Source organism: Enterobacter sp. GER_MD16_1505_Eko_090 (assembly GCF_003331015.1).
Classification (GTDB): domain Bacteria; phylum Pseudomonadota; class Gammaproteobacteria; order Enterobacterales; family Enterobacteriaceae; genus Enterobacter; species Enterobacter roggenkampii.
Genome location: NZ_PUQF01000010.1, coordinates 138,451 through 160,067 on the forward strand (window position 1 = coordinate 138,451; position 21,617 = coordinate 160,067).

Annotated in this window: 18 protein-coding genes; 9 read left to right on the plus strand and 9 right to left on the minus strand. The window is 55.6% G+C overall.

From position 1 onward, the window contains the following. The first annotated feature begins 204 nt into the window (after positions 1-204). The 9 genes from C6A40_RS13265 (at position 205) to C6A40_RS13305 (ending at position 13,213) form a co-directional block, all read left to right on the plus strand. Entirely contained in the window at positions 205-2,022 is a 1,818-nt protein-coding gene (locus C6A40_RS13265; RefSeq protein ID WP_021240158.1) for a glycosyltransferase family 2 protein, read from the plus strand. Then, a complete protein-coding gene (locus C6A40_RS13270) occupies positions 2,019-3,338 on the plus strand; it encodes a DUF3131 domain-containing protein (protein ID WP_023292377.1) in 1,320 nt (439 codons plus the stop codon). The genes C6A40_RS13265 and C6A40_RS13270 overlap by 4 nt, the downstream gene beginning before the upstream one ends. Continuing rightward, positions 3,335-4,882, plus strand: a complete 1,548-nt coding sequence (locus C6A40_RS13275) for a DUF3131 domain-containing protein (RefSeq protein ID WP_045333764.1) — start codon at positions 3,335-3,337, stop codon at positions 4,880-4,882. Before C6A40_RS13270 ends, C6A40_RS13275 begins: the two co-directional genes overlap by 4 nt. Continuing rightward, positions 4,867-6,261, plus strand: coding sequence for a DUF3131 domain-containing protein (locus C6A40_RS13280; protein WP_058657393.1), 1,395 nt, complete (start codon positions 4,867-4,869; stop codon positions 6,259-6,261). The genes C6A40_RS13275 and C6A40_RS13280 overlap by 16 nt, the downstream gene beginning before the upstream one ends. After that, positions 6,258-6,683 carry a globin gene (locus C6A40_RS13285; protein ID WP_008501676.1) on the plus strand — a complete coding sequence of 142 codons (426 nt, stop codon included), beginning with the start codon at positions 6,258-6,260 and terminating at the stop codon, positions 6,681-6,683. Before C6A40_RS13280 ends, C6A40_RS13285 begins: the two co-directional genes overlap by 4 nt. A 10-nt stretch (positions 6,684-6,693) precedes the next feature. Next, on the plus strand, positions 6,694-9,360 hold the full coding sequence (locus tag C6A40_RS13290; RefSeq protein ID WP_058657394.1) for a hybrid sensor histidine kinase/response regulator: 2,667 nt from the start codon (positions 6,694-6,696) through the stop codon (positions 9,358-9,360). Then, positions 9,360-11,531, plus strand: a complete 2,172-nt coding sequence (locus C6A40_RS13295; RefSeq protein WP_165473212.1) for a glycoside hydrolase family 2 protein — start codon at positions 9,360-9,362, stop codon at positions 11,529-11,531. Before C6A40_RS13290 ends, C6A40_RS13295 begins: the two co-directional genes overlap by 1 nt. 94 nt (positions 11,532-11,625) lie before the next feature. Beyond that, entirely contained in the window at positions 11,626-11,913 is a 288-nt protein-coding gene (locus C6A40_RS13300) for a VF530 family protein (protein ID WP_023292372.1), read from the plus strand. A gap of 7 nt (positions 11,914-11,920) precedes the next feature. Next, positions 11,921-13,213 (plus strand): glycoside hydrolase family 10 protein, encoded by a 1,293-nt coding sequence (locus C6A40_RS13305; RefSeq protein WP_045333772.1) that lies wholly within the window; start codon positions 11,921-11,923, stop codon positions 13,211-13,213. Between the two features lie 40 nt (positions 13,214-13,253). On the opposite strand, the gene dsbG is transcribed toward C6A40_RS13305, so the two are convergent. From dsbG to C6A40_RS13355, 9 genes are all read right to left on the minus strand, one after another. Continuing rightward, positions 13,254-14,012 carry a thiol:disulfide interchange protein DsbG gene (gene dsbG / locus C6A40_RS13310; protein ID WP_045333773.1) on the minus strand — a complete coding sequence of 253 codons (759 nt, stop codon included), beginning with the start codon at positions 14,010-14,012 and terminating at the stop codon, positions 13,254-13,256. A gap of 41 nt (positions 14,013-14,053) precedes the next feature. Next, positions 14,054-14,665, minus strand: coding sequence for a DsbA family protein (locus C6A40_RS13315; protein ID WP_045333774.1), 612 nt, complete (start codon positions 14,663-14,665; stop codon positions 14,054-14,056). Between the two features lie 7 nt (positions 14,666-14,672). Further along, the gene (locus C6A40_RS13320; protein ID WP_045333776.1) at positions 14,673-16,697 is read right to left on the minus strand and encodes a protein-disulfide reductase DsbD family protein; all 2,025 of its coding nucleotides are present in this window, start codon (positions 16,695-16,697) and stop codon (positions 14,673-14,675) included. A gap of 48 nt (positions 16,698-16,745) precedes the next feature. Next, complete coding sequence (locus tag C6A40_RS13325) at positions 16,746-17,114, minus strand: hypothetical protein (protein ID WP_045333777.1); 369 nt, start codon at positions 17,112-17,114, stop codon at positions 16,746-16,748. Between the two features lie 87 nt (positions 17,115-17,201). Next, a complete protein-coding gene (locus tag C6A40_RS13330) occupies positions 17,202-17,762 on the minus strand; it encodes an RNA polymerase sigma factor (RefSeq protein ID WP_044596471.1) in 561 nt (186 codons plus the stop codon). Positions 17,763-17,767: 5 nt separating this feature from the next. Further along, positions 17,768-18,187, minus strand: coding sequence for a hypothetical protein (locus tag C6A40_RS13335; protein ID WP_021240169.1), 420 nt, complete (start codon positions 18,185-18,187; stop codon positions 17,768-17,770). A gap of 157 nt (positions 18,188-18,344) precedes the next feature. Continuing rightward, a complete protein-coding gene (locus C6A40_RS13340) occupies positions 18,345-18,584 on the minus strand; it encodes a hypothetical protein (protein ID WP_008501688.1) in 240 nt (79 codons plus the stop codon). 337 nt (positions 18,585-18,921) lie between these two features. Beyond that, complete coding sequence (locus tag C6A40_RS13350; protein ID WP_045333779.1) at positions 18,922-19,965, minus strand: DUF4435 domain-containing protein; 1,044 nt, start codon at positions 19,963-19,965, stop codon at positions 18,922-18,924. Beyond that, the gene (locus C6A40_RS13355; RefSeq protein ID WP_045333780.1) at positions 19,965-21,527 is read right to left on the minus strand and encodes an AAA family ATPase; all 1,563 of its coding nucleotides are present in this window, start codon (positions 21,525-21,527) and stop codon (positions 19,965-19,967) included. Before C6A40_RS13355 ends, C6A40_RS13350 begins: the two co-directional genes overlap by 1 nt. Positions 21,528-21,617 lie beyond the last annotated feature (90 nt).

The window sequence follows — 21,617 nt, forward strand, 5'->3', positions numbered from 1 at the left end:
TCGACGGCCGATGAAACATCATTAAGCAGAATTTAAGCTGAATTAACCACCGCTAAATATTAATAAAAACGTGGCTGGACACTTTTATTCGGCGTTCTACACTTATCTTAAATCTTGTTTAATCGCTATTTTCTTTCGCTTTTGGGCAACTGTCTGCGCAGCAGAATGGGTCTGCATTTTCACGGAATCAGGAACGCCGGAACTATGGATTTTTATTTTTCCCGTTTTGAACATCGTCGTCCTCCGGAACCGTTAACAACACCGCGCTGGGTCATGTTCACCTGGCAGGTGTTAGCGGTCGCGGCGCTTATTCTGGGTGCCAATTATATTTACTGGCGCTGGACCGCCTCCCTGAATACTGACGCATTATGGTATGCCATTCCGCTGGTCCTCGCCGAAACCCTGGCGTGGATTGGCACCGTGCTGTTTACCATCAATTTGTGGAAAGAACAGGATCCTCCTCAGAGTCCGCCGCCCGGCGAAATTAACGAATGCCTGTCGCCTGAGGAGGCCGTAGAGCCCCGTCCCGTCAAGGTGGATCTGTTCATTGCCACCTACTCCGAAGACACCGAGCTGGTCAGGCTGTCCATTCGCGACGCCCTGAAGATGGCGTACCCGTTCCCGATTGACTACCGCATCCACGTGCTTGATGACGGCCGCCGCCCGGAGATGAAAGCCGTTTGCGAAGAGGAAGGCGTTAACTATATCACTCGCCAGACCAACATCGGCTTTAAGGCCGGCAACCTGCGAAACGGCCTTGAGCAAACCGACGGCGATTTCATTGTTATCTGCGACGCCGACACCCGGGTATTTCCCACCCTGCTCAGCCATACGCTGGGCTATTTTCGCGATCCGGACGTGGCCTGGGTACAGACGCCGCAGTGGTTCTTCGATCTTCCGGAAGGAGAAAACCTGTCGCGCTGGGGCCAGCGAAAAGCCGGAAAAGTGGGCTACGGTCTGGGCTGGCTGATTCAAAAGTGTGTTGGCCCGATCACGATTGGCCGCGACCCGTTTTTTAACGATCCGCGCATGTTCTATGACGTGATCCTGCGGCGGCGCAACTGGGCGAACGCGGCTTTCTGCTGCGGCGCAGCGTCCATTCACCGTCGCGAGGCGGTCATGCAGGCCGCGCTAAGAAGCTATGTCTGGTCCGTCGAAGAGGAGATCCATCGTCATACGCGCGACATTCGCGATGAGGAGACCCGGGACGCGCTGCAGAATGCAATGCGTCCGCACGTGGCGTTTGACACCGAGCTTACCCCCTACAAATTCCACGTCTCGGAAGATATTTACACCTCGGTGCTGCTGCACGGTGACGCCGCACGGCGCTGGCGCTCGGTTATGCATCCGCGGGTTGAGTCGAAGATGCTCTCTCCGCAGGATATGCTCACCTGGATGATCCAGCGCTTTAAGTACGCCGCCGGTTCGCTGGATATTTTGTTTCATGACAACATCTTCAGCCGTCGCCGCTTCAGGCTTTCACTCCCCCAGACGCTGATGTATGCCACCACCTTCTGGTCTTACATGGCCTGCGTGTGGAACACGGTGTTTTTGATTTCGCCCATTATCTATCTGTTTACCGGCATTCCGCCGGTGTCCGCCTGGTCGACGCCGTTCTATCTCCACTTTCTCCCCTTTTTTATCTTCTCTGAACTGGCGTTTATGTTCGGCACCTGGGGGATCTCGGCCTGGGACGGCAGGGCCTCTTACCTCTCCTTCTTTTCCATGAACCTGCGCGCGCTCAATACGGTGCTGCGGGGCGAACAGATCAAATTTCACGTCACGCCAAAAGAGCGGCAGACGGGCCGTTTTCTCTACCTGGTGAAGCCGCAGATTGCCATCGTGGTGCTGACCCTCGCGGGGCTTATCTGGGGCGGTATCCAGGTGGCGCGTGGACAGGTGGACGACCCCTCCGGCTACGTCATCAATATTTTCTGGGGAGGGGTGAACATCGCCGCCATGCTGCCGCTGATTTTCGCGGCCATGTGGACGCCCGCTGAAGAGGACGAGGTCACTCAATGAGGATACGTGATGCCCTGCTGCCCGCGCGCAGCTACCTCACCATTTTGCTCGGCTTCCTGATCGGCTTTGCCATTGTGGTCTGGGTGGAGAAACAGATGCCCACGCGCGTGGAAAGCAGCGGCGGCATCGCGCTCAGTAAAGACTTCCCGCCGCTGCCCACAACACGGGCGCTGACCTATGACGAAGCCATCTGGGCGCGGGTCGCCTGGCAATACTACGTGAATAATACCCAGCCAAACGGGCTGGCGAACGCCAGCGACGGTGAACCCTGGCTGAGCCTCTGGAGCGTGGGAAGCTACCTCTTTGCGACCGCTGCCGCAGAGCAGCTCAATATCATATCCGCCGATGAGTTTGACGAGAGGGTCAGCACCGCCGTGTTCACGCTGGGGCAACTGCCGCTCAATGACAAAGGTCTCCCCGCCGCCTATTACCATGCGGACACGCTCAAGATCCTGGGCAAACCTGACGCCTCCGCAATCGGTCTGAGCCGGCTGCTGACGGCATTACAGACCCTGCTGTGGCGCTATCCCCAGCACGCGGCGGCCATCCGCGATTTGTTGAGCGTGTGGCGCACCGCGGCGCTGATTGAAAATAACACCCAAAGCCAGGCTGCGGTGCCGCTCCACCACTGGACGCTGGCCGACGATGAACAGCGGGACACTTTTGGCTACCGTCTCTATGCCAGCCATACGCTGCGCCTGATTGACAGCGCGGCAGGACTCGCGGTGACCAACCCGCCTGAAGGGCAAAAGATGATCGATCTGGATGGCGTAATGGTGCCCGATGAAGGGCTTCGCACGCCCTGGGGCAAGCAAACCTCGCTGATCAGTCTCCCCTATCTGTTAACCGGTCTTGAACTGGGCTTTGATGCGCAGAGCGCTGAAATTGCGTGGCGGATTATGCAGATCCAGCAGCGGCGCCACGGCCTGCGCGCGCCAAAACCCCCCGTCAGCACGGATTATGCCGAACCCGCGCCGGATTACGTTAACGATCTGCCGGACAGGCAGCCGGTACAGGCGCGCAACCTGCGCGACGAGGTGCCGGAGAAAGTGGCGATGACCTCCACCCGCACCGCGTTTGCCTGGTATGCCCTGTTCCGCAACAGCTGGAGCGAAGCGCTGCGCCAGCAGGTTCTGCCGCTTCAGGTGCCGGGTAAAGGCTGGCAGCGCGGGTTAAATCTCAACAACAGCGTCAATGCCGTCGTGGACGCCGATACCAATGCCATTGTGCTGGAAAGTCTGTCTTACATCGCGCATGGCCAGATGCTTTGTCTGGCCTGCCTCTACACTTCCCCCTCAGCAGGAGCAACGCCATGAAGCCACGATCCCCGATCCTTTTCCACCTGTTCACGGGAATAACGATCTGCTGGCTGGCGCTATCGACCGTGCGTGCGGACACCGAGCTGCCTGCATCAGGTTACTCCCCGCGCAGCGGCGAGCTGACGGCCCGAGAGATGACCATCGCCAAAAACGCCTGGCAGTATTTCGTCACCAACTATCAGCCCACGACGGGCCTGGTGAATGCGGTCAACAAATATCCCTCCACCACCATGTGGGACAGCGCCTCTTATCTGGCCGCCCTGACGGCGGCGCGCGAGCTGGGGATCATTGATAAAGCGGAATTTGACCGCCGGATGCTGAAGTTTCTCGCCACGTTAAACACCCTGGTGCTGTTCCGCAACGAGCTGCCCAACAAGGCCTATAACACCATCAGCGGCCAGAAGGTGGACTACACCAACAAGCCCGGCGAAATTGGCTTCTCGGCGCTGGATATCGGGCGAATGCTGGTCTGGCTGAAAATCATCAAGGAGCGTTACCCGGAATACGGCAACAGCATTGATAACGTGGTGCTCGGCTGGGATTTCAGCCACGCGATCGACCCCTGCGGCACGCTGTACGGGGCCTATCTGGAGAACGGCCAGCCGAAGTACGTTCAGGAAGGTCGACTGGGCTATGAAGAGTACGGCGCGGCCGGTTTCCAGCTGTGGGGGTTTAATACCTGCAAAGCCAGCCGTCCGCAGCCTTACGAGCTGGCCGAGATCTACTGCGTGCTAGTCCCGTACGATACGCGCGACCCGCGCAACACGTCGCAGCATAACTACGTGGTGACGGAATCCTACCTGCTCTACGGGCTGGAGTTCGGCTTTGATAAACCGACCGACCGGGATAACGCCCCGCGCGACTACTCCCTGACGTGGATGAAAAACTTTGCCGACCGCGTTTATCAGGCTCAGGAGAACCGCTATACCATTACCGGCGTCCTGACCGCGCGCTCCGAGCACCAGCTCGATAAGGCCCCTTACTTCGTCTATGACACCGTCTTCAGCGACGGGTACAACTGGAACACCATTACCGATAAAGGCCAGTTCGTCCCTAACGCTGCCGCGATTTCGCTGAAGGCGGCGCTGGGCATGTGGGTGCTGTGGAACTCCCCCTATACCGACCGCCTGCTGAACACCATTGAGAATGCCAACGAAGAGGGAAAAGGCTACTACGAAGGGCTGTATGAAAACGGCGACGGCCCGATCAAAGAGTTCACCGCGAACAATAACGGCATCATGCTGGAGGCCCTGTTGTTCAAAAAAGAGGGAAAACTGCTGGCCTTCAACACCGACAACCCGAAGAGCAAGGATTTTGCCCCGTCTCTGTGGGATCGAAAGCTGCTCGATCAGTTTGAAGAGAACAACGCGCTGCGCAGCCGCCCGTTCCTTGCCAGCACCCCGGCCGTAAAAAGCTGGTGCGACCGGACCGGCGTCACGCAGCGCACCAAACCCGCCTGCCAGGCCTGTCAGTGCGCGTCATGCAGCGTGGACGAGCCCGTTAAACTGCCTCCGGTGACTGCGCAATGCTTAAAACCATAGCCAGAGGGCTTGCGGGATTACTCCTTGCAGGCGCGATCGTCTTTGCGCTGTTTGCCCATCAGGGCGCAGGCTGGCGCTGGCTCATCAGTGGCGGCTGGCACTCCAGCGCGCGCATTGCCGCCCTGACGCCGGAAGAGCAGACGTGGGCGGCGATCGCCTGGCGCTATTTCGTCAATAATACCCAGCCGCAAACCGGGCTGGTCAACGGCAGCGACAAACAGCCCCGCGTCACGCTCTGGCAAATGGGCGATACGCTTATCGCCCTGCTGGCGGCCAAAGAGCTGGGGCTGATTGAGGAGGCCGAGTATGACGCTCGCCTGACGCGGCTGATGGGCACCCTCAACCGCCTGATGCTGACCGAGGCCCGGACGCCCGGGCGACTCTATTCAAGCCAGACGGCGACGCCGATCGACTTTAGCGGCAAGCCCGTTAAAAATGGCTGGTCCGCGCGCGATATGGCGCGTCTGATGCTCGCCCTGCGCCTCACCGCAGAGCGGGAACCGCAGTACAGCGAATACCTCGATAAAATCATCCTGCGCTGGAATTTCTGCCCGGTCATCGATCGTGAAGGCGAACTGTGGTCATCTTCCCTGCAAAACGGCCAGCCGGTGGTGCGCGAGGAGCTGCGCCTGGGCGAGAGCGAATATGCCGCAACGGCGTTTCAGCTGTGGGGGTTTTCCCCGGAGAAAGCGTTTACGCCCCCGGCGCACCACGTCATCATCGCCCAGCGGCGTCTGGCCGTTGATGCCCGGGATCCGCGCACCACGTGGCAGCCCTCCCTGATCACCACCCTTCCCTATATGCTGCCGGGCCTGGAGTTTGGCTGGGAGCCCGAAGGCGTTGCGGCCGATCGGCAAAAGCACCTGCGCAAGCAGGCCGAAAACGTCTGGCTGAGCCAGAAGAGCCGCTGGGAGACTGATAAGATCCTGACGGCCAGGGCAGATTTCTCGCTCTCTCAGGCGCCCTGGCATATCCAGGATACGGTCTGGGGAAATGGCTATGCCTGGAACTCTGTCGGTGACGATGGCCGGGACTACACCCGTTTCGCGCAGGTATCGACCAAAGCGGTCTTTGCCCTGTGGGCCCTGTGGGACACCCCGTACACCGACATGCTGATGGCGGTGACAAAGCATCTTAACGATCCGCAAAAAGGCTGGTACGAAGGCCGCCAGGAAGCCACGGGCGATACTAACGCTGCGCTCACCCTTTCCACCAATGCCACGGTGCTGGAAGCCCTGTTCTTTAAACACAACGCGGGCCCCCTGTTTGACGCCCGCCGGGCTAAAAAAGAGAGCTACTTTACGCGCCGTGTGGCAGATGACTATACGCCCGTCGGGCACTGTCTACCGGGCGAAAATGCCGTAAGGAGGACGCCGTGAAATTTTACCGCGATCTGTTTGAATCCAGTCTGAACCGCGTCTTTCCGGATAATGATAAAACGGCGTTTTTTCAGACGTTCTATGACGCCTTCGTCCATATGTCACCCGAGACGGAGCAGCATTTTTCTCGCCTGCCGGATAGCGAGGGTCAGCAGACTCTGTTTAAGAGTTTCTTCGCCATGCTTGCGGTAGACGGCGCGTTAATCGTGCCTGATTTTCTCGAGCGCCTGGCGCGGGAGCAAAGTGACGACGGTCTCCACCTGCCCCCGCGTTTTTTCGCCCTGTGGCGCGAAGCGATGTTGAACACCGTGAGCCTGCGCGATCCGCAGTGCGACGATGAGATCCTGACGGCCTGGGCCATGGCGATCGCGCCCGGGCTGGAATACCTGCGCCGACAGGCAGAACTGCACTACCGCGCGTAGGAGGATCACGATGAGCGCATTCACGTACGATCTTAACGCGCTGCCGGCCGCCGTCATGATTTATGACGCCGAGGAACGCCTGCAGGCCTGGAATCACAACGTGGCCCTTTTTTATCCGGTCATTACCCCATGGCTGAAGGTGGGAACGACACTTGAGGCGCTGGCGGAACGCTTTATCGACGCCGTTTACAACGTCGACCCAGGCCTTCGCCAGACGCTGCGCGAGTCGATCGTGCGCAACTGTCGGCAGGATAAACACTGCGAAGTGCGGCAGGCAGGCCAGCGGCGGATCTTCGTCCAGCACCAGCGCCTTGCGGACGGCGGCATTGTCAGCCTGCACAGCGATGTCACGGAGCTGGATGAAGCACAGCGGGCGCGTCATCAGCTGCATGACGATTTTCTGCTGACGGCAGAATCCATCCATATCGGGATCTGGGACTGGCAGGTGTCTGGCGACACGCTCCAGGTCAACGATACCCTGCTGGCCATGCTGGGCCAGTCGCGCACCCAGTGGCGATATCCGGTGCGTTTTCTGCTCAATCAGGTCCACGAGAACGATCGCGCTGCGCTGCGCAAGGCGCTGCACGCGTCGAAGCAGGATCATCGTCCGGTCTTTGAATGTGAAATTCGCGTGCATCACCCTACCGAAGGTCTGCGCTGGATGCTGCTCTCCGGCCAGGTGGTCACGCTCTCCATTGAGGGAAACGCCGAGCGCGTGATTGGCACGCTGCAGGATATTACGCGCCGCAAGGAGGCTGAAATTCAGGCGTTCGCCTCGGCCATTGAGGCACAAAAAGCCAATGAGGCAAAAAGCGCGTTCCTGGCGAATATGAGCCATGAAATTCGCACCCCCATGAACGGGATTATCGGCATGACCCAGCTGTGCCTCGATACCTCTCTCAGTGCCGATCAGCGCGATTACCTGACGCTGGTGATGAGTTCTGCCCAGTCTCTGCTGCATATCATCAACGACATTCTCGACTTTTCCCGGATTGAAGCCGGCAAAGTGGAGCTGGAGGCGGAGCCCGTCCCGGTCCGCCCCTTCATTCAGTCGCTTATTCGCCCCCACATGCCGGGGGCGAGCGAAAAAGGCATTGAGCTGCTGGTCGATATTGCGCCCGACGTTCCCGACGTGCTGCTGGTCGACGGCGCGCGTCTGCGCCAGATCCTGACCAATCTGCTGGGTAACGCGCTGAAGTTTACCCATCAGGGAGAAGTGATCCTGATTGTTGAGCCCGACGATAGCGCGGACAGATGGCGTTTTCGCGTGCGCGACAGCGGCATTGGCATACCGGCAGATAAGCAGAAGGCTATTTTTGAAGCCTTCAGCCAGGCGGACAACTCAACCACCCGCCGCTATGGCGGTACGGGGCTCGGGCTAACCATCTCTGCGAGACTGGTTGCTGCGATGGGGGGCGAATTAACGGTCTCCAGCGAGCCGGGAAAAGGCAGCGAATTTTCGTTCTCGCTGCCGCTGGCGGCGCAGACCCTTGCGCCCGGAGAGCGCCCACATAGCCAGCGCTTTAACGGGGAACCCGTGCTGGTGGTTGATGATAACGCGACCAACCTGCGGCTGCTGGCAGCGATGCTCAGCCAGATGGGGCTGAAACCCACCTGCGTTAACAACGCCAGCGAGGCCATCAACCGGGTTAAAACGGGAACGGCTTGGCCGCTGATCCTGCTGGACGCGCAGATGCCGGATATGGACGGCGTGTCGCTGGCCCTTGAGCTTTCAGTTCTGCCGCAGGTTGCTGAGAGCCATATCATTATGCTGAGCTCCATGAGCCGACATTTTGATATCAATATGCTGAAGCGGATCGGGATCAAGACCTATCTGCATAAGCCTATCGCCCAGGATGAATTACATCAGGCGATTGCCGCCGCGTTTGAACGTTCGCCGGCGCTCGTGGGTGAAAGCATCCCCGCGCCTGTCGCCTCGCCAGGGGCTACGGGACTGCGGATCCTGCTGGCTGAAGATAATCTGGTCAACCAGAAGGTCGCCGCGCGCCTGCTCGAGCGCCTCGGCCACACCTGTCAGATCGTCGATAATGGCGTCGCGCTGCTGGAACGTTGGCGCGAGGATACGTGGGACGTTTTGCTGATCGACCTTCAGATGCCAGAGATGGACGGAGAAACCGCAATTCGCCTGCTGCGTGAAGAAGAACGGTCCCGCCCCGGCCCGGCTCAGCCCACCGTCGCCATGACCGCACACGCCATGCAGGGGGACAAAGAGCGCTGTCTTAACATGGGTTTCGACGGCTACATTGCCAAACCCATCAGCCAGGAGCGTCTCGCTGAAGAGATTGCTCGCGTACTCCAGCGCCATGAAGATTTCTCCGACTTTCCGGATGAAGTACGCCTGCTGAAGCAGTGCGCTGACGATCCCGCCCTGGTGCAGGAGCTGCTGGCCCTGTTTGGCGAAGGGCTAAATGAAGCAATCAAAACCATTACCCAGGCGATCGACAGCAACGACCGCGAGGCACTGCGCCGCGCGGCCCACAAGCTGCGCGGAGAAGCCGTCACCCTGGACTTCAGCACGCTCGCACAGCAGCTTCAGGTGCTGGAAAGCGACGCGCATGCGCTGGATGGGCAACAGCTTGCGGCCCTGAATGACAACCTTCGCCAGGAATCGCTGCGCCTGATGGCGTGGCTCACCGCACGCGGGGTAAACGCATGATGACTCGCAACTGCGCGCTGCTCTTTGCCCTGTTGACCACCCACACGGTGGCGAACTCCGTGCCGGTCAGCTGGTCTCTGGCAGGAGAATGGCAGGTTCAGGATGCCAATGACAGCGCACATCCCGCCGCATCAGGCTGGCGCCCGCTTCAGGTTCCTGCCAACTGGTACAGCGCCGGGTACGATCACCAGGGCGCGCTGTGGTATAAGCACGCGTTTTCCCTGCCCGTGCAGCCCCCCGACGTAATGAGTACTCTGGTGTTTGACGGCGTCGATTATCTTGCAGAGGTGACGCTGAACGGCCAGCCGCTGGGCAAGCATGAGGGCTATTTTCAGCGCTTTTCGCTGGATGCCCGCTCAGCGTTACAACGTCACAACCAGCTCGTGGTCAGGGTCGACAGCCCTTACGAAGATCCCACTAAAGTCTGGCCGCTGCATAAAACGCTCATGAAGGGGATCCTTAACCAGCATGACACGCGTCCCGGTGGGGCCTGGTCGCCGCAAGGACAGGACGCTAACTCAGGCGGCATCTGGGCGCCGGTGAGGCTGCATCTTAGCCGGGGCGCTACCCTTGATGAGACCATCCTGCGGCCCGACTGGACGCAGGGGCTGACTCGCCCGGCGTTAAAGGCAGAGATTCGCTATCGCGCGCTCGATCCGGGCCCGGCGACCGTACGGCTCACCGCCACGCCCGCCAATTTCAGCGGCAAGCGCTATCAGGCTGATTTTCCGGTTACCCTCGAAAGCGGCGCCCATTCCGTGCAGCTGACGCTGCCCATGCCGAAGGCAAAACTGTGGTGGCCCGTCGGTACCGGAAAACCCCACCTGTATACCATTCGCGTGGCATTGCGGGATGAAAACGGCCTGATGGATACGGCGGTCACCCGCACCGGGCTGCGCAAGATCGTCGAGCAGCCCGACAATAAGGGCTGGCTCATTAACGACAAACGCCTTTTCATTAAGGGCAGTAATTACATCGGTTCCCCCTGGCTCAGCACCATGACGCGAGAAAAATACCGTCGCGATCTTCGTCTGGTGGAAGCCATGAATGCCAACGCCATACGCGTGCACGGACACGTTGCAGGACGTGCGTTGTATGACGTGGCCGATGAGATGGGCATGATGATCTGGCAGGATGTTCCGCTGCAGTGGGGCTACAACAACAGTGCGGCTTTCACGGAAAATGCGGTTCGACAGACGCGGGAGATGATCGAACAGTTTGGCAATTCCCCCGCCATCATCGTCTGGGGCGGGCATAACGAACCGCCGTGGAACTCGCCGTGGATGGAAAAACGCTTCCCGGACTGGAATAAAGATCTGAATCGCGAGCTCACGCAAAAGGTGGCGGATACGCTTGCCGAAGATACCTCACGCATCGTGCACCGCTTCTCCGCCGTTGAGGAGCATTACTGGGCGGGCTGGTACTTTGGTACCGTACGCGACCTGCTTGCTCCGGCCAAAACGGGGATCATCACCGAGTTCGGCGCGCAGGCGCTTCCCCGCTTATCGACGCTAAAAACCATCATCCCGGCGGCGTCGCTCTGGCCCAAAACGACCGCCGCTGACGATCCCGGCTGGACCGTCTGGAAATACCATAATTTTCAGCCCTTCCAGACCTTTAAGTTTGCCGGTATTTCGCGTGGGGACAACATTCAGGCGATGATCCGCAATACTCAGGCGTACCAGTCGCAGCTGGTGGCCACGGCGGCAGAGAGCTACCGTCGACAGCGCTACCAGCCGGTGACGGCCCTGTTCCACTTCATGTTTGTAGAAACCTGGCCCTCCATCAACTGGGGCGTGGTGGACTACCTGCGTAAGCCTAAAGCCGGGTTTTACGCGCTCCAGCGCGCCTACCAGCCTGTTTTGCCGTCCATTGAACCCGTGACGGCGCAGTGGCAATCCGGGGCGGCGGCGACCGTGCGTCTGTGGGCCATCAACGACACCTGGAAACCGTGCCGCGAATGCCGTCTGATCTGGCGCATCACCCAGCGCGATAAGGTGCTGGCAAATGGCACGACGACGATGACGATCGCAGCAGACTCGGGAACGATGGTAAAAGCGGTCACGGCCACGCCCGTGGGCCAGGACGACGTGTCGATTCGGTTTACGATTGAAAACAGCGCGGGAAAAATTGTCGGCGAAAATCAGCGCACGGAGTCCGTCATAAAGTAAGCGAGGGGAAAAGGAAAATTGCCGCTTCCCCTGCTTTCTTGTACCCTTTCAGCGTTTACCCCAATCCCCTAAAAATCGAGACATCCGGACGCCTATGACTGCACATATTTCCAAAGATCCTTTGCATGGCGTAACGCTGGAGATGATGGTCAACGCCCTGGTGGCGAAATATGGCTGGAGCGAGTTGGGTGACCGCATCAAAATTAACTGTTTCAGAAAAGACCCCAGCGTTAAATCGAGCCTGAAATTTCTGCGCCGCACCCCGTGGGCGCGCGCGGAGGTTGAAGCCCTGTATCTGGACTCTCTCAGCGATGAGGGAAATACAGAGCAGGCGGCGCCCGCCTTTAATCCCTGGGCTAACAGTCGGATTATCAAGAGCTAATACGCAAATGACGCGACACGTAAAACGGATTGGTGCGCTGGCTGCCTGCGCGCTTTTACTTGTAAGCTGCTCCTCAAAACCACCCAAATCACTGGTTACCCCTCTTCCCACCGTCAGTAAACCGACGCCGCAGGCAAACGCCCCGATGCGCGGCATCTGGCTGGCGACCGTCTCGCGTCTCGACTGGCCGCCGGTGGCCTCGGTGAATGGCCGCAGCGCGGACCAGCGTATCGCGATGCAAAAGCAGGCGCTGATCGCAAAGCTCGACAACCTTAAGCAGCTCGGCATCAACACGGTATTTTTTCAGGTGAAGCCGGACAGCACGGCGCTCTGGTCATCCAAAATTTTACCGTGGTCAGATACGCTGACCGGCAACATCGGTGAGTATCCGGGGTACGATCCGCTGCAGTTTATGCTCGATGAAGCGCACAAGCGCGGCATGAAGGTCCATGCCTGGTTTAACCCCTATCGCGTGTCGACCAACACCAAACCGTCCACCATCGCCGCCCTGAACCGGACGTCATACCAGACGCCGTCCAGCGTTTATGTCCAGCATCCGGAATGGGTCCGCATCTCGGGTGACCGCTTTGTGCTCGACCCGGGCATTCCGGAGGTGCGCGACTGGATAACCAAAGTGGTGACCGAAGTGGTGGCGAACTACCCGGTAGACGGCGTGCAGTTTGATGATTACTTCTATGCCGAATCGCCGGGATCCGCGCTCAATGACGCGCAGAGCTGGCGGCAGTACGGCCAGGGGTTTGCCTCAAAAGCCGACTGGCGAAGACACAACACGCAGCAGCTGATTGTCCAGGTCTCCCGCGCGATCAAGCAGACAAAACCCAACGTGGAGTTTGGCGTCAGCCCGGCGGGCGTGTGGCGCAACCGCTCCTTTGACCCGGCAGGCTCCGACACCCGCGGCGCCGCGGCCTATGATGAATCCTACGCCGATACGCGTCAGTGGGTGCAGCAGGGCCTGCTGGACTACATCGCGCCGCAGATTTACTGGCCCTTCTCCCGGGATGCCGCGCGCTACGACGTGCTGACCAGATGGTGGGCCGACGTGGTGAAGCCGACCCACACTCGCCTGTATATCGGCATTGCGTTCTACAAGGTTGGCGAGCCGTCGAAAAAAGAGCCGGACTGGACGGTTCAGGGCGGCGTGCCGGAGTTGAAAAAGCAGCTCGATCTCAACGATTCGCTTCCCAACGTCAACGGCACCATCCTGTTCCGGGAAGATTACCTGAACCAGCCGCAGACCCAGCAGGCGGTAAACTACCTCCGGGGACGCTGGGGTAGCTAAGTCACGATCAGGCAGAAACGCCCGTTTCTGCCTGTTTTTTTTACGGCTTCGGCCCGAACATCGCCTCGAGCTGCTGTGCATCCGGCATCCCCACCACCTGCTGCAGCTCGTTTTCCGCATTCAGATAATAAATAGCCGGCGTGGCGTTAGCGCCCAGGCTGTCCATCAGCGCCTGGTGCTTCTGCAGTATCGCTACCGTTTCGCGGGAAGCCTCGCCTTCAGGCTTGGGCAGTTTTTTGCCGCCGGAGAGCTCGTATTCGCGCCAGGCCGCAACCGGATCTTTCGCATTCAGAATGGCGGCGGCGTTGCGTCCGCTGTTGGGGTTGAGGAACGCCACCAGCAGCGTATTGAGCTGCACCTTACCGGCCTTCACCCACGGCTGCGCCTCGGACCAGAACTGCTTGCAGTACGGACAGAACGGATCGGCAAAGACAAAGACCTTGCGCGGGGCGCTATCGGCCCCTTCCTTCAGGGGATGCGCCGCGTTGAGGTTTTTCCACATCTCGCGTCCCATCGGGGCGTAGATCTCTTTCTGGAAGTAGCCCTCGCTGAGGTTCTTTCCTTTGTCATCGTACAGATAGCCCGAAATGACGTGCTTGCCGTCCGGAGTTAAAAAGAGCGTCACGCCCATATCCTGATACTGCCCCAGCCAGGCTGGCGCCCCGCCCGGCGCATCCAGCTTCTTGATGATTTTGATGTTCTGCTGCTCGCTGAAGTGCTTCACCACATCCGGTATGGCTTCAGCCGCCTGTACCAGCCCTGACGTCGCCAGCGCCGAAAGTAACAGTAATTTTTTCATTTCCCTCTCCGGTTTATCGGGGGCATTACGCCCCCTTCAGGTTAGCGGTTTTTCAGTGCTTCACTGACCATTTCGTCGAATTGTTCGAACGGCACCCAGCCGGGAAGCAGCCCCTCGCCGATAAGCGTGGCGGGCGTGCCCTGGATCCCCATTTTTTCCGCCACAATGAGGCTGCGCCTGATCGTCAGAAAACTCTCCTCGTCCGGCGTCGTCACGCTGACGCCCGCCCGCTTTTGCGCCTCCTGAATGCTGGCGTCATCGTGGTACCCCTTTTTCGCCATCAGGGTGTGGTTTAGCTTCATAAACTGCTCAGGATGCGCACGCCAGACGGTTAACGCGTCTCGTGCGGCGGTCAGCGAACTTTCCGAGCGGAAAGGTAAAAACTTAAACACCACCGCCACGTCCGGATGTTTTTCGACAATCATCTCCAGGTACGGATCGAATTTTTTACAGTACGGGCAGTTGTAGTCGGTAAACACCACCAGGGTGAGCTTTGGGTTTTTCGCGCCGATGCGCGGGGAGTTCGGATCGTTAAACAGGAAATCAGCGATCGTCTTTTGCGCGCGCTGCTCCTGGTCCGGCGTCAGCGGCTGCGCGGCGAATACCTGAAGCGGGGCCAGCAGGAGCAGAAGCGTAATAAGGAATTTTTTCATGACACAGTTAGCCTTTTGCGTTGTTCAGGGTGGTGACCAGGGTGCGCTTGTCCAGCAGCGGCGAGAGGATCTCGCCATCAGGCAGGCCGGGGCCATACACCGCGTTAAACGGAATGGCGTAGCGGTTTCGCTTCGCCAGAAAATCCGCGATAAACGCGGACGGCTGGCTCCAGTCCCCGCGCAGGGCCACCACGTCCGGCTGGCGCAGCGCGGCAATCACGTCCGGCTGACTGAGTACGCGGTGCTCGTTAACTTTGCACGTCACGCACCAGTCCGCGGAGATATCCACAAACACCCGTTTCCCCTGCGCCAGCGCGTTCTCGATAGCCTCTTCACTGAGCGGCTGCCACGGGATAGTCTGCGCAACGCTTTGTGCAGGAGCGTCAGGCGGCGCGTTAAGCAGACCGCGCAGCTGATACCCGCCGAACGCCGACAGCGCGATGACCACCAGCCAGAACAAGAGCGAAGATTTTTGCCCCTTCAGCGCGAACAGCACCAGCGCAGCGGCAGTCAGCGCCAGCATCACGATCTGGCTGACCGCCTCGCCCAGATGCACGCTCAACAGCGTCGCCAGCCAGAGGCTGGAGGCCAGCATCATCAGGCCAAGGATGACCCTGAGCGTGTTCATCCAGCGGCCGGGTTTCGGCAGCAGCATGGCCGCTTTCGGCACCAGGGCAACGAACAGCCACGGCAGGCTCATGCCCACGCCGAGCATCATGAAGATAAGCCACAGGGCGTGCAGCGGCGCGCCAAGGGCAAAGGCGACCGCGGTACCGAGGAACGGCGCGGAGCACGGCGTTGCCAGCAGCGTGGCGAACATCCCTTCGCAGAAGCTGCCGCCAATCCCCGCTCCCCCTGCCGTCGCCAGCCGTCCTGCGGCGGCAGAAGGGAGCAGCATTTCAAACGCCCCAAACAGGTTCAGCGCAAACAGGAAGGTCACGGCAACCATCAGGCCAATAAACCACGGGTTCTGGAACTGAATGCCCCACCCCAGCGACGCTCCGGCCAGCTTCAGCGCGGTGACCATCCCGGCCAGCAGCATAAAGGAAGTGAGGATCCCGGCGCTGGTGGCGAGGAAGCGCAGCCGGATGGCACGCCTGTCCGAGCCCGCCTGCAGGATGCTGTTAAGCTTCATGCCCATTACCGGCAGCACGCAGGGCATCAGGTTGAGGATCAGCCCGCCTAATAGCGCAAAGAGCACCATTTTTCCCGTCCCGTCCGGTGCGGAGGTCTCTTCGGGCGTTGTCCCAACGGTCATGGTGGTTTGCTGCGCCCGCTCGCCGTTGGTCAGCACAAACGACAGCCTCTTGCCTGCCAGCGAGGCGGGTTTGTCTCCCCATTCGTCGGTCACGGGCACCGTCACCCGAAGCGCAGTGCCGTCATGTTTAATAACCGGCTCGCCGGGCAGAATATCGCCCTCCAGCGGGTCAAAGTAGATCCCCGGATTGTCCCATTTCCCGTCCGTGGTGCCGGTAATCACCAGCTTGTCGCCAGAGAGCCAGGCGGAAAGATCCGACGACACGCCTGATGAGCCCGGAACGGCGCGCATCGCTTGCCCGAAGGCGCTGCGGAAGCCCTCATCCACCGGCTGGGTAAAATCGAGATGCATCGGGTAGTCCGTCAGCAGACAAACGTTGCTGCACGTAGAGAGCGTCAGCGTCCCGTCGAGCGTGTCGCCCTTCACCCCGTCGAGAACGATCGGGATAGTGACCTTATCGTGATAGCCCTGCGTGGTCATGCCGGAGATATCGAAACGCGACGGTACCGGCCAGGACCAGCTGTCCGTTACGCCGTCCGGCCAGCTGATTTTCGGGGCCACGCCGCCCTCGCCCGGCGATCGCCAGTAGGTTTTCCAGCCGGGCTTTAGCTCAACGGTGAGCAGGCCCTTAATGTGCGTTTGCTCCCTCTCCGCCTGAAAGCGGATGCGGGCGTGATCGTTTTGTGGGAAGACCAGCCAGCCGGTGTCCGCCGCATGGACAATGCCGATGCAGGACAGCCACAGGAAGACGAATCCCCTGAAGAGGTTAACCATGTTGTACTCCGTGAACAGTGAAAAATTATCGTGCGGTGACGATGTTTTTCATTCACGGAAAACGCAGTTTTTCAGGTGTATTCGGGGAGGCGGTGCCTGAACGGGCTGTTCCGCGGGAGCCAGTGCCCGCCCTTGCGTAAACACCTGCAGCAGCGCGAAGAAGATAATAATGGCCGGTAACGCACCGTCGAAGAACAGCGGCTGGGCGCAGAGAAGCGAGTGAGCGCCTAGCTGACAGGGCGATGGCCCGGACTGCTCGGTGCTGGTTTGCGTTGGGGCATCTGCACTCAGCGAAATCTGCGGATCCAGTCCCTGTAAAAAATGGTTGAGCATCACCGCACGCTGCACGAGGCAAAGCGCCATCGCGAGACAGGTGATAATCAAAAGCCATTTTCCGAGGAGCTGACGGTTGCGCATAACATTCCAGAGTGACAAGACGCCCCGATCATAAACGATAGTGATGAATCTACAAGTGCCGGAAGTGTAAGGTTTTGTCTGTCGCCGCTATTCGCCCGTCAGCGCGTCATAGACGTCCCGCAGCCGCGTGCGGAGAAACAGCACCGCCTTGTGCTTGCGGGATAACAGCGCCTGTTCGCTGGCGCCGGTCTCCTCTGCCAGCATTTTAATGCTGTAGCCGTGTAGCTCGGTCTTTTCAAATACCTCCCGCTGCGGCGGCGAGAGTTCAGACAGCGCCTGGCCCAGCTCTTCCCACAGCAGCGTCTTGAGGTACTCCTCCTCCGGCGTGTGCGGTACGCCGAACAGGGTTTCGGCCAGCTCGTCTTCCGGATAACCGTCGTCATCTTCGCCTGTAAAATAGCCGGAGAGCGACACCTCGCGCTTCTTACGCGCCCGGTCGGTCATCTCGTTACGCGCCGCGCGGAACAGCCAGGCGGCAACGTTTTCGACCGGCTGCTCCACTTTCATCAGCTGATACGTCACTTCCTGCAAAATGTCGTCGGCATCATCGCGCACGGACGTCCGTCCGCGAATGAAGGCTTTCAGCCGGGCGCGACAGGCGTTGAGGGCCGAAATCAGCATGGATCCGCCCGCCTCCCCGGCTTTCATCTCGCTCACTCCGCGTCCGGCGCTTTTGGCGTAGCGTCATCGCGCTTATCGTCACGATGACCGTGCCAGCCGCAGTGACCGCGTCCGTGGCGACCAAACCCTTCGCGGCGCTGCTGAATAAACGCTTCGCGCTGCTCAGGCGTCATGTTCATCCAGCGCTCGTGCATCCGGCGGTGCGCGCCAAACATCCCGGGGCGGAACCCCAGCCCGCCAAACAGAATGCGGCTCAGCACCAGAATACCCAGCGCCTGCCAGAAGCCGATGGCCTTCACGCCCAGGATCGCCGGGAGCAAGGCGTTCCACAGGGACATCACCAGCAGGCCGAGCACGATGAAAATCACCGCGCCGATGATTAAACCTTTGCCCATACGGTGGCGACCAAATCCGCGCCCGTGACCTCTGCCGTGCAGTTCAAAATCTCTCATGGTGTTTACCTCGTTTACCGTAACTGATTATGGCGTGTGATGAGGTAGACGGATGAGGGAGGGAAATATTGCTGGGGGGAATGAAAATTTTTGTGCTGACGGTTTTGGACTCATAGCGGTAACGGCTGGCGGGTGCTATGAGTCGCTCGAAAGCAAATCATCTCGTACGAAGAATACGCTTAACCAATGCAATAGCAATGACGGCCAGTATGATTGACAACAGTGCCAGGAAGATGAGCAAGGATAATAGTGGATTTAACAAGCCACCTAAACTGGTGAAGTCGCTGAGACGGCCAAGTTGCTCGGACGTGCATACACGCAGAATGATCTCAGGGATAATAAGCAAAAAAATAATGACGGTCAGGACATAAACCAGAGCACTCTTGCGCTTTCCCATTTTCGATGTTGCCCCTCTATCAAACATGATCAATGATAATAAGGTAATGATACTCCAAGGTTATATAAAATGGCACAAAACTATTTGCAACTGAAAATGCAGTCGAATAAACAGTTAGCTATTGCACTAACAAACTCGCTTAGAGACATGCATGAAGATCATATGGCAACTCTGGAAAAGGTGAAACAGGGAACGCAGCGCCTGGTTAGCTACGGGGCATGTTTGATGCCAGACGAGTATTATCGTAACTATATAGCCAATTATTAGATATAAAAAACCAGAACAGTTTGACATTAAAAAGTGGAGGAAATGCCCCCTCCACTCATCGATAAAGTTGCTATGAAACTAAAGCTAAATTCTCGTTACACTCACGCCGGATATGTGAAAGAAAATCAGTCAAACAACTTGGTACGTCCGCAAACTGACATAAATCAGAAAGTATATCTTGGGACTCTTTATTTAATGAAAGTCTTGTCTTGGTAAAAATTCGTCTTTCTTCTCTGGGCGCGCGAGATAGTCTGTATGAATCAGGGAAAAATGAAGGGTTTCTTTTTATATTATCCTCTTTCAACCTAAACAGATATTGGTGCATGAAATAAAACATAAACTTTCCACGAATAACCTTAACCAGTTGGGAGGTGTCTTTTCCTTCATAATACTGCCGTGAACTTTCCAACGCGCTGTTTTCAAAGTCCTCAATTGATTTACCAAGAATAGTAAAGGCATCTGTGTTTAACGAGACATCATTCAAACTAATGCGGATGAAATTATTTAAATTAATATCCCTTGCATTTATTTTAGAGACAATGTCATTTTCTTCATACATTATTCTATTACATCTCAACAATGCATCTAACTCTGTAATCTGAGATACAAACTCCTGTCTTCTGGAAGTGAAGTTTCCACATATAAGATTAAAATCATCATTTTCTGAATCGTTTTCAGCCAGATAAAATTTATGTCGCAGGATCTTTTTGAAAAATTTCATTGAAACATAGAAATTCTCGATAGAGTAAGTTGGTGTAACATATATTTTTTCGGGAAAAATGTTATCCTCAACTTCATGGTAATCCTTGTCGACGAAACCAAAATGATAGCTTTCTTTATAAGCTTGCAAGGTATGGCACTTAAGATCATGTACTAATTGAAATACATTACTTCGTCCAAAGCAAACTAGGCTCACCCAATTTTCCGTATGAGGTCCTAAACTGGATTCAAAAATAGGAAAATAATAATCTAAGTCATCTATTCCTTCAAAAAAAAAGATCATTTTACCTTTTGCTTCTTTAAATTTACGCAAAAAACTTCGAAAAATAACCGATTCATCCTCAGCCATTTCCTCCATCAAACCGACGCGTCCAGTATTAGTAAAATTAGTCATTATTGCAACTCCATGACTTCTAATGCCAAATCGCTAGTATAAGATTTGAGATTATTTTTAAAAATAAATGGCGAGTGTGTTGCAGCCATCATAAACTCACAGCGATTGGACTCAATGATCTTTGGAAGCAACATTTGCTGCCATTCTATAGACAAAGAAATTTCAGGTTCATCAAAGAATATCCAGTATTTCCTGTCTAAATCATCTAGTTCTGCCAAATATATTTTTGTGAATAATGATAAAATTTGCTTCTCGCCAGAGGAGAGATTTTCAATATCAATTCTTTTATTGCCTTTCTTTTTCTCAACGTATATTTCAGATGTAATCTCGTTGAATATTACCGACTTATCATTAAAAAATTCGTTAACAACATTTTTATATTTAACAATCGCCTCATCGATATGCTTTTGATTATTGTAAATAGTAACCATATTTTCAAGGATATAGAAAAGAGAGTTATTATTATTTGCTGGATTAAACTCCCTTCGGTCTATTATGCTTAATAGATTCTTTTTATCCTTACCATCGATCGTTTTTGAATCTATTCGAGATAAAATCTTGAGAATAGAATCTTTACTTTCAATTAATTCTGAGATGTTTTTCTCATTAACCTTTTTATTACTGATAATGTTTTTTAATAATCCTCCAGAAAGTTTTAAAAAATCTTGGGTAGTGGAACTTCGTATCCTGTTAGTAAGCATGGCCCAAGTATCTTTTATATCGTCAACCCCAAACTGGATAAGCGGATTATCTTTAAAGAATGCCTTGGCTTCACTCAGCCCACCAAATGGATATTCCTCATCATCTTCATCGTCTTTTTTGAAAGAACTGATGTTGCTTTCAACAAGTCTATATGTGGGAAGGTATATAAATTCTTTCTTGCTAAATTGGCCGACATTTACGAGTAACATCTGCATCTTATCATAAAATGGCTGAAAGTCCCACGTCAACTTTGAGTCAACATATAAGTCTTCACAGATAAATGTTACTGCTTCTTTTAAATCAGCAAAATTAACTTTAAAACCTTCAAAATCAAAATAGTAACCATAAGATTCAACAAGATTTTTAATATTCAAAACAATCGGAAATAAATCTTCACTTTCAAGATGTAAATCCTTAAACATCAATCGCCTCATTTCAACTTTATCAAGTTTAGATGTAATATGACGATTGCAAATAAAATAAATTATTAAGCTAATTACAAATTGATTGCTTAATTGAAAGTCCAATCTTCTGTTATAGTTCTTTAAAGTTTTCTGATCTAGATGCCTTACAATAAACTTAAAAGCACTAGGAAAATCATCTTCAAATAATATTTTTATTATTTCTTTTGGGTAAACAATCTCTTCCTGGTCTTGTAATTTAATGCTCAAACTTTTAAAGTTAAATTTATTTATCTTTTTATCGTTCTTGAGGAAACTATAAAGCAAGCTAATTATAGTGGTTTTGCCAAAGCCATTTTCTGAAACGATTACCTTTAGGTTGTCAATAAATTTTAGATGTACATCTGACTCGTCATTCAACCCGTATATAGAAAATTCTTCTAACAAATGTGCTTGCATAAAAGCCCTTTTCAAAAATAAGAATTATGTAAACTCAAAGTATCATTATTTTGCATGGTTTTCCAGTTACGCCAGCTTTGAAAGAGGCCC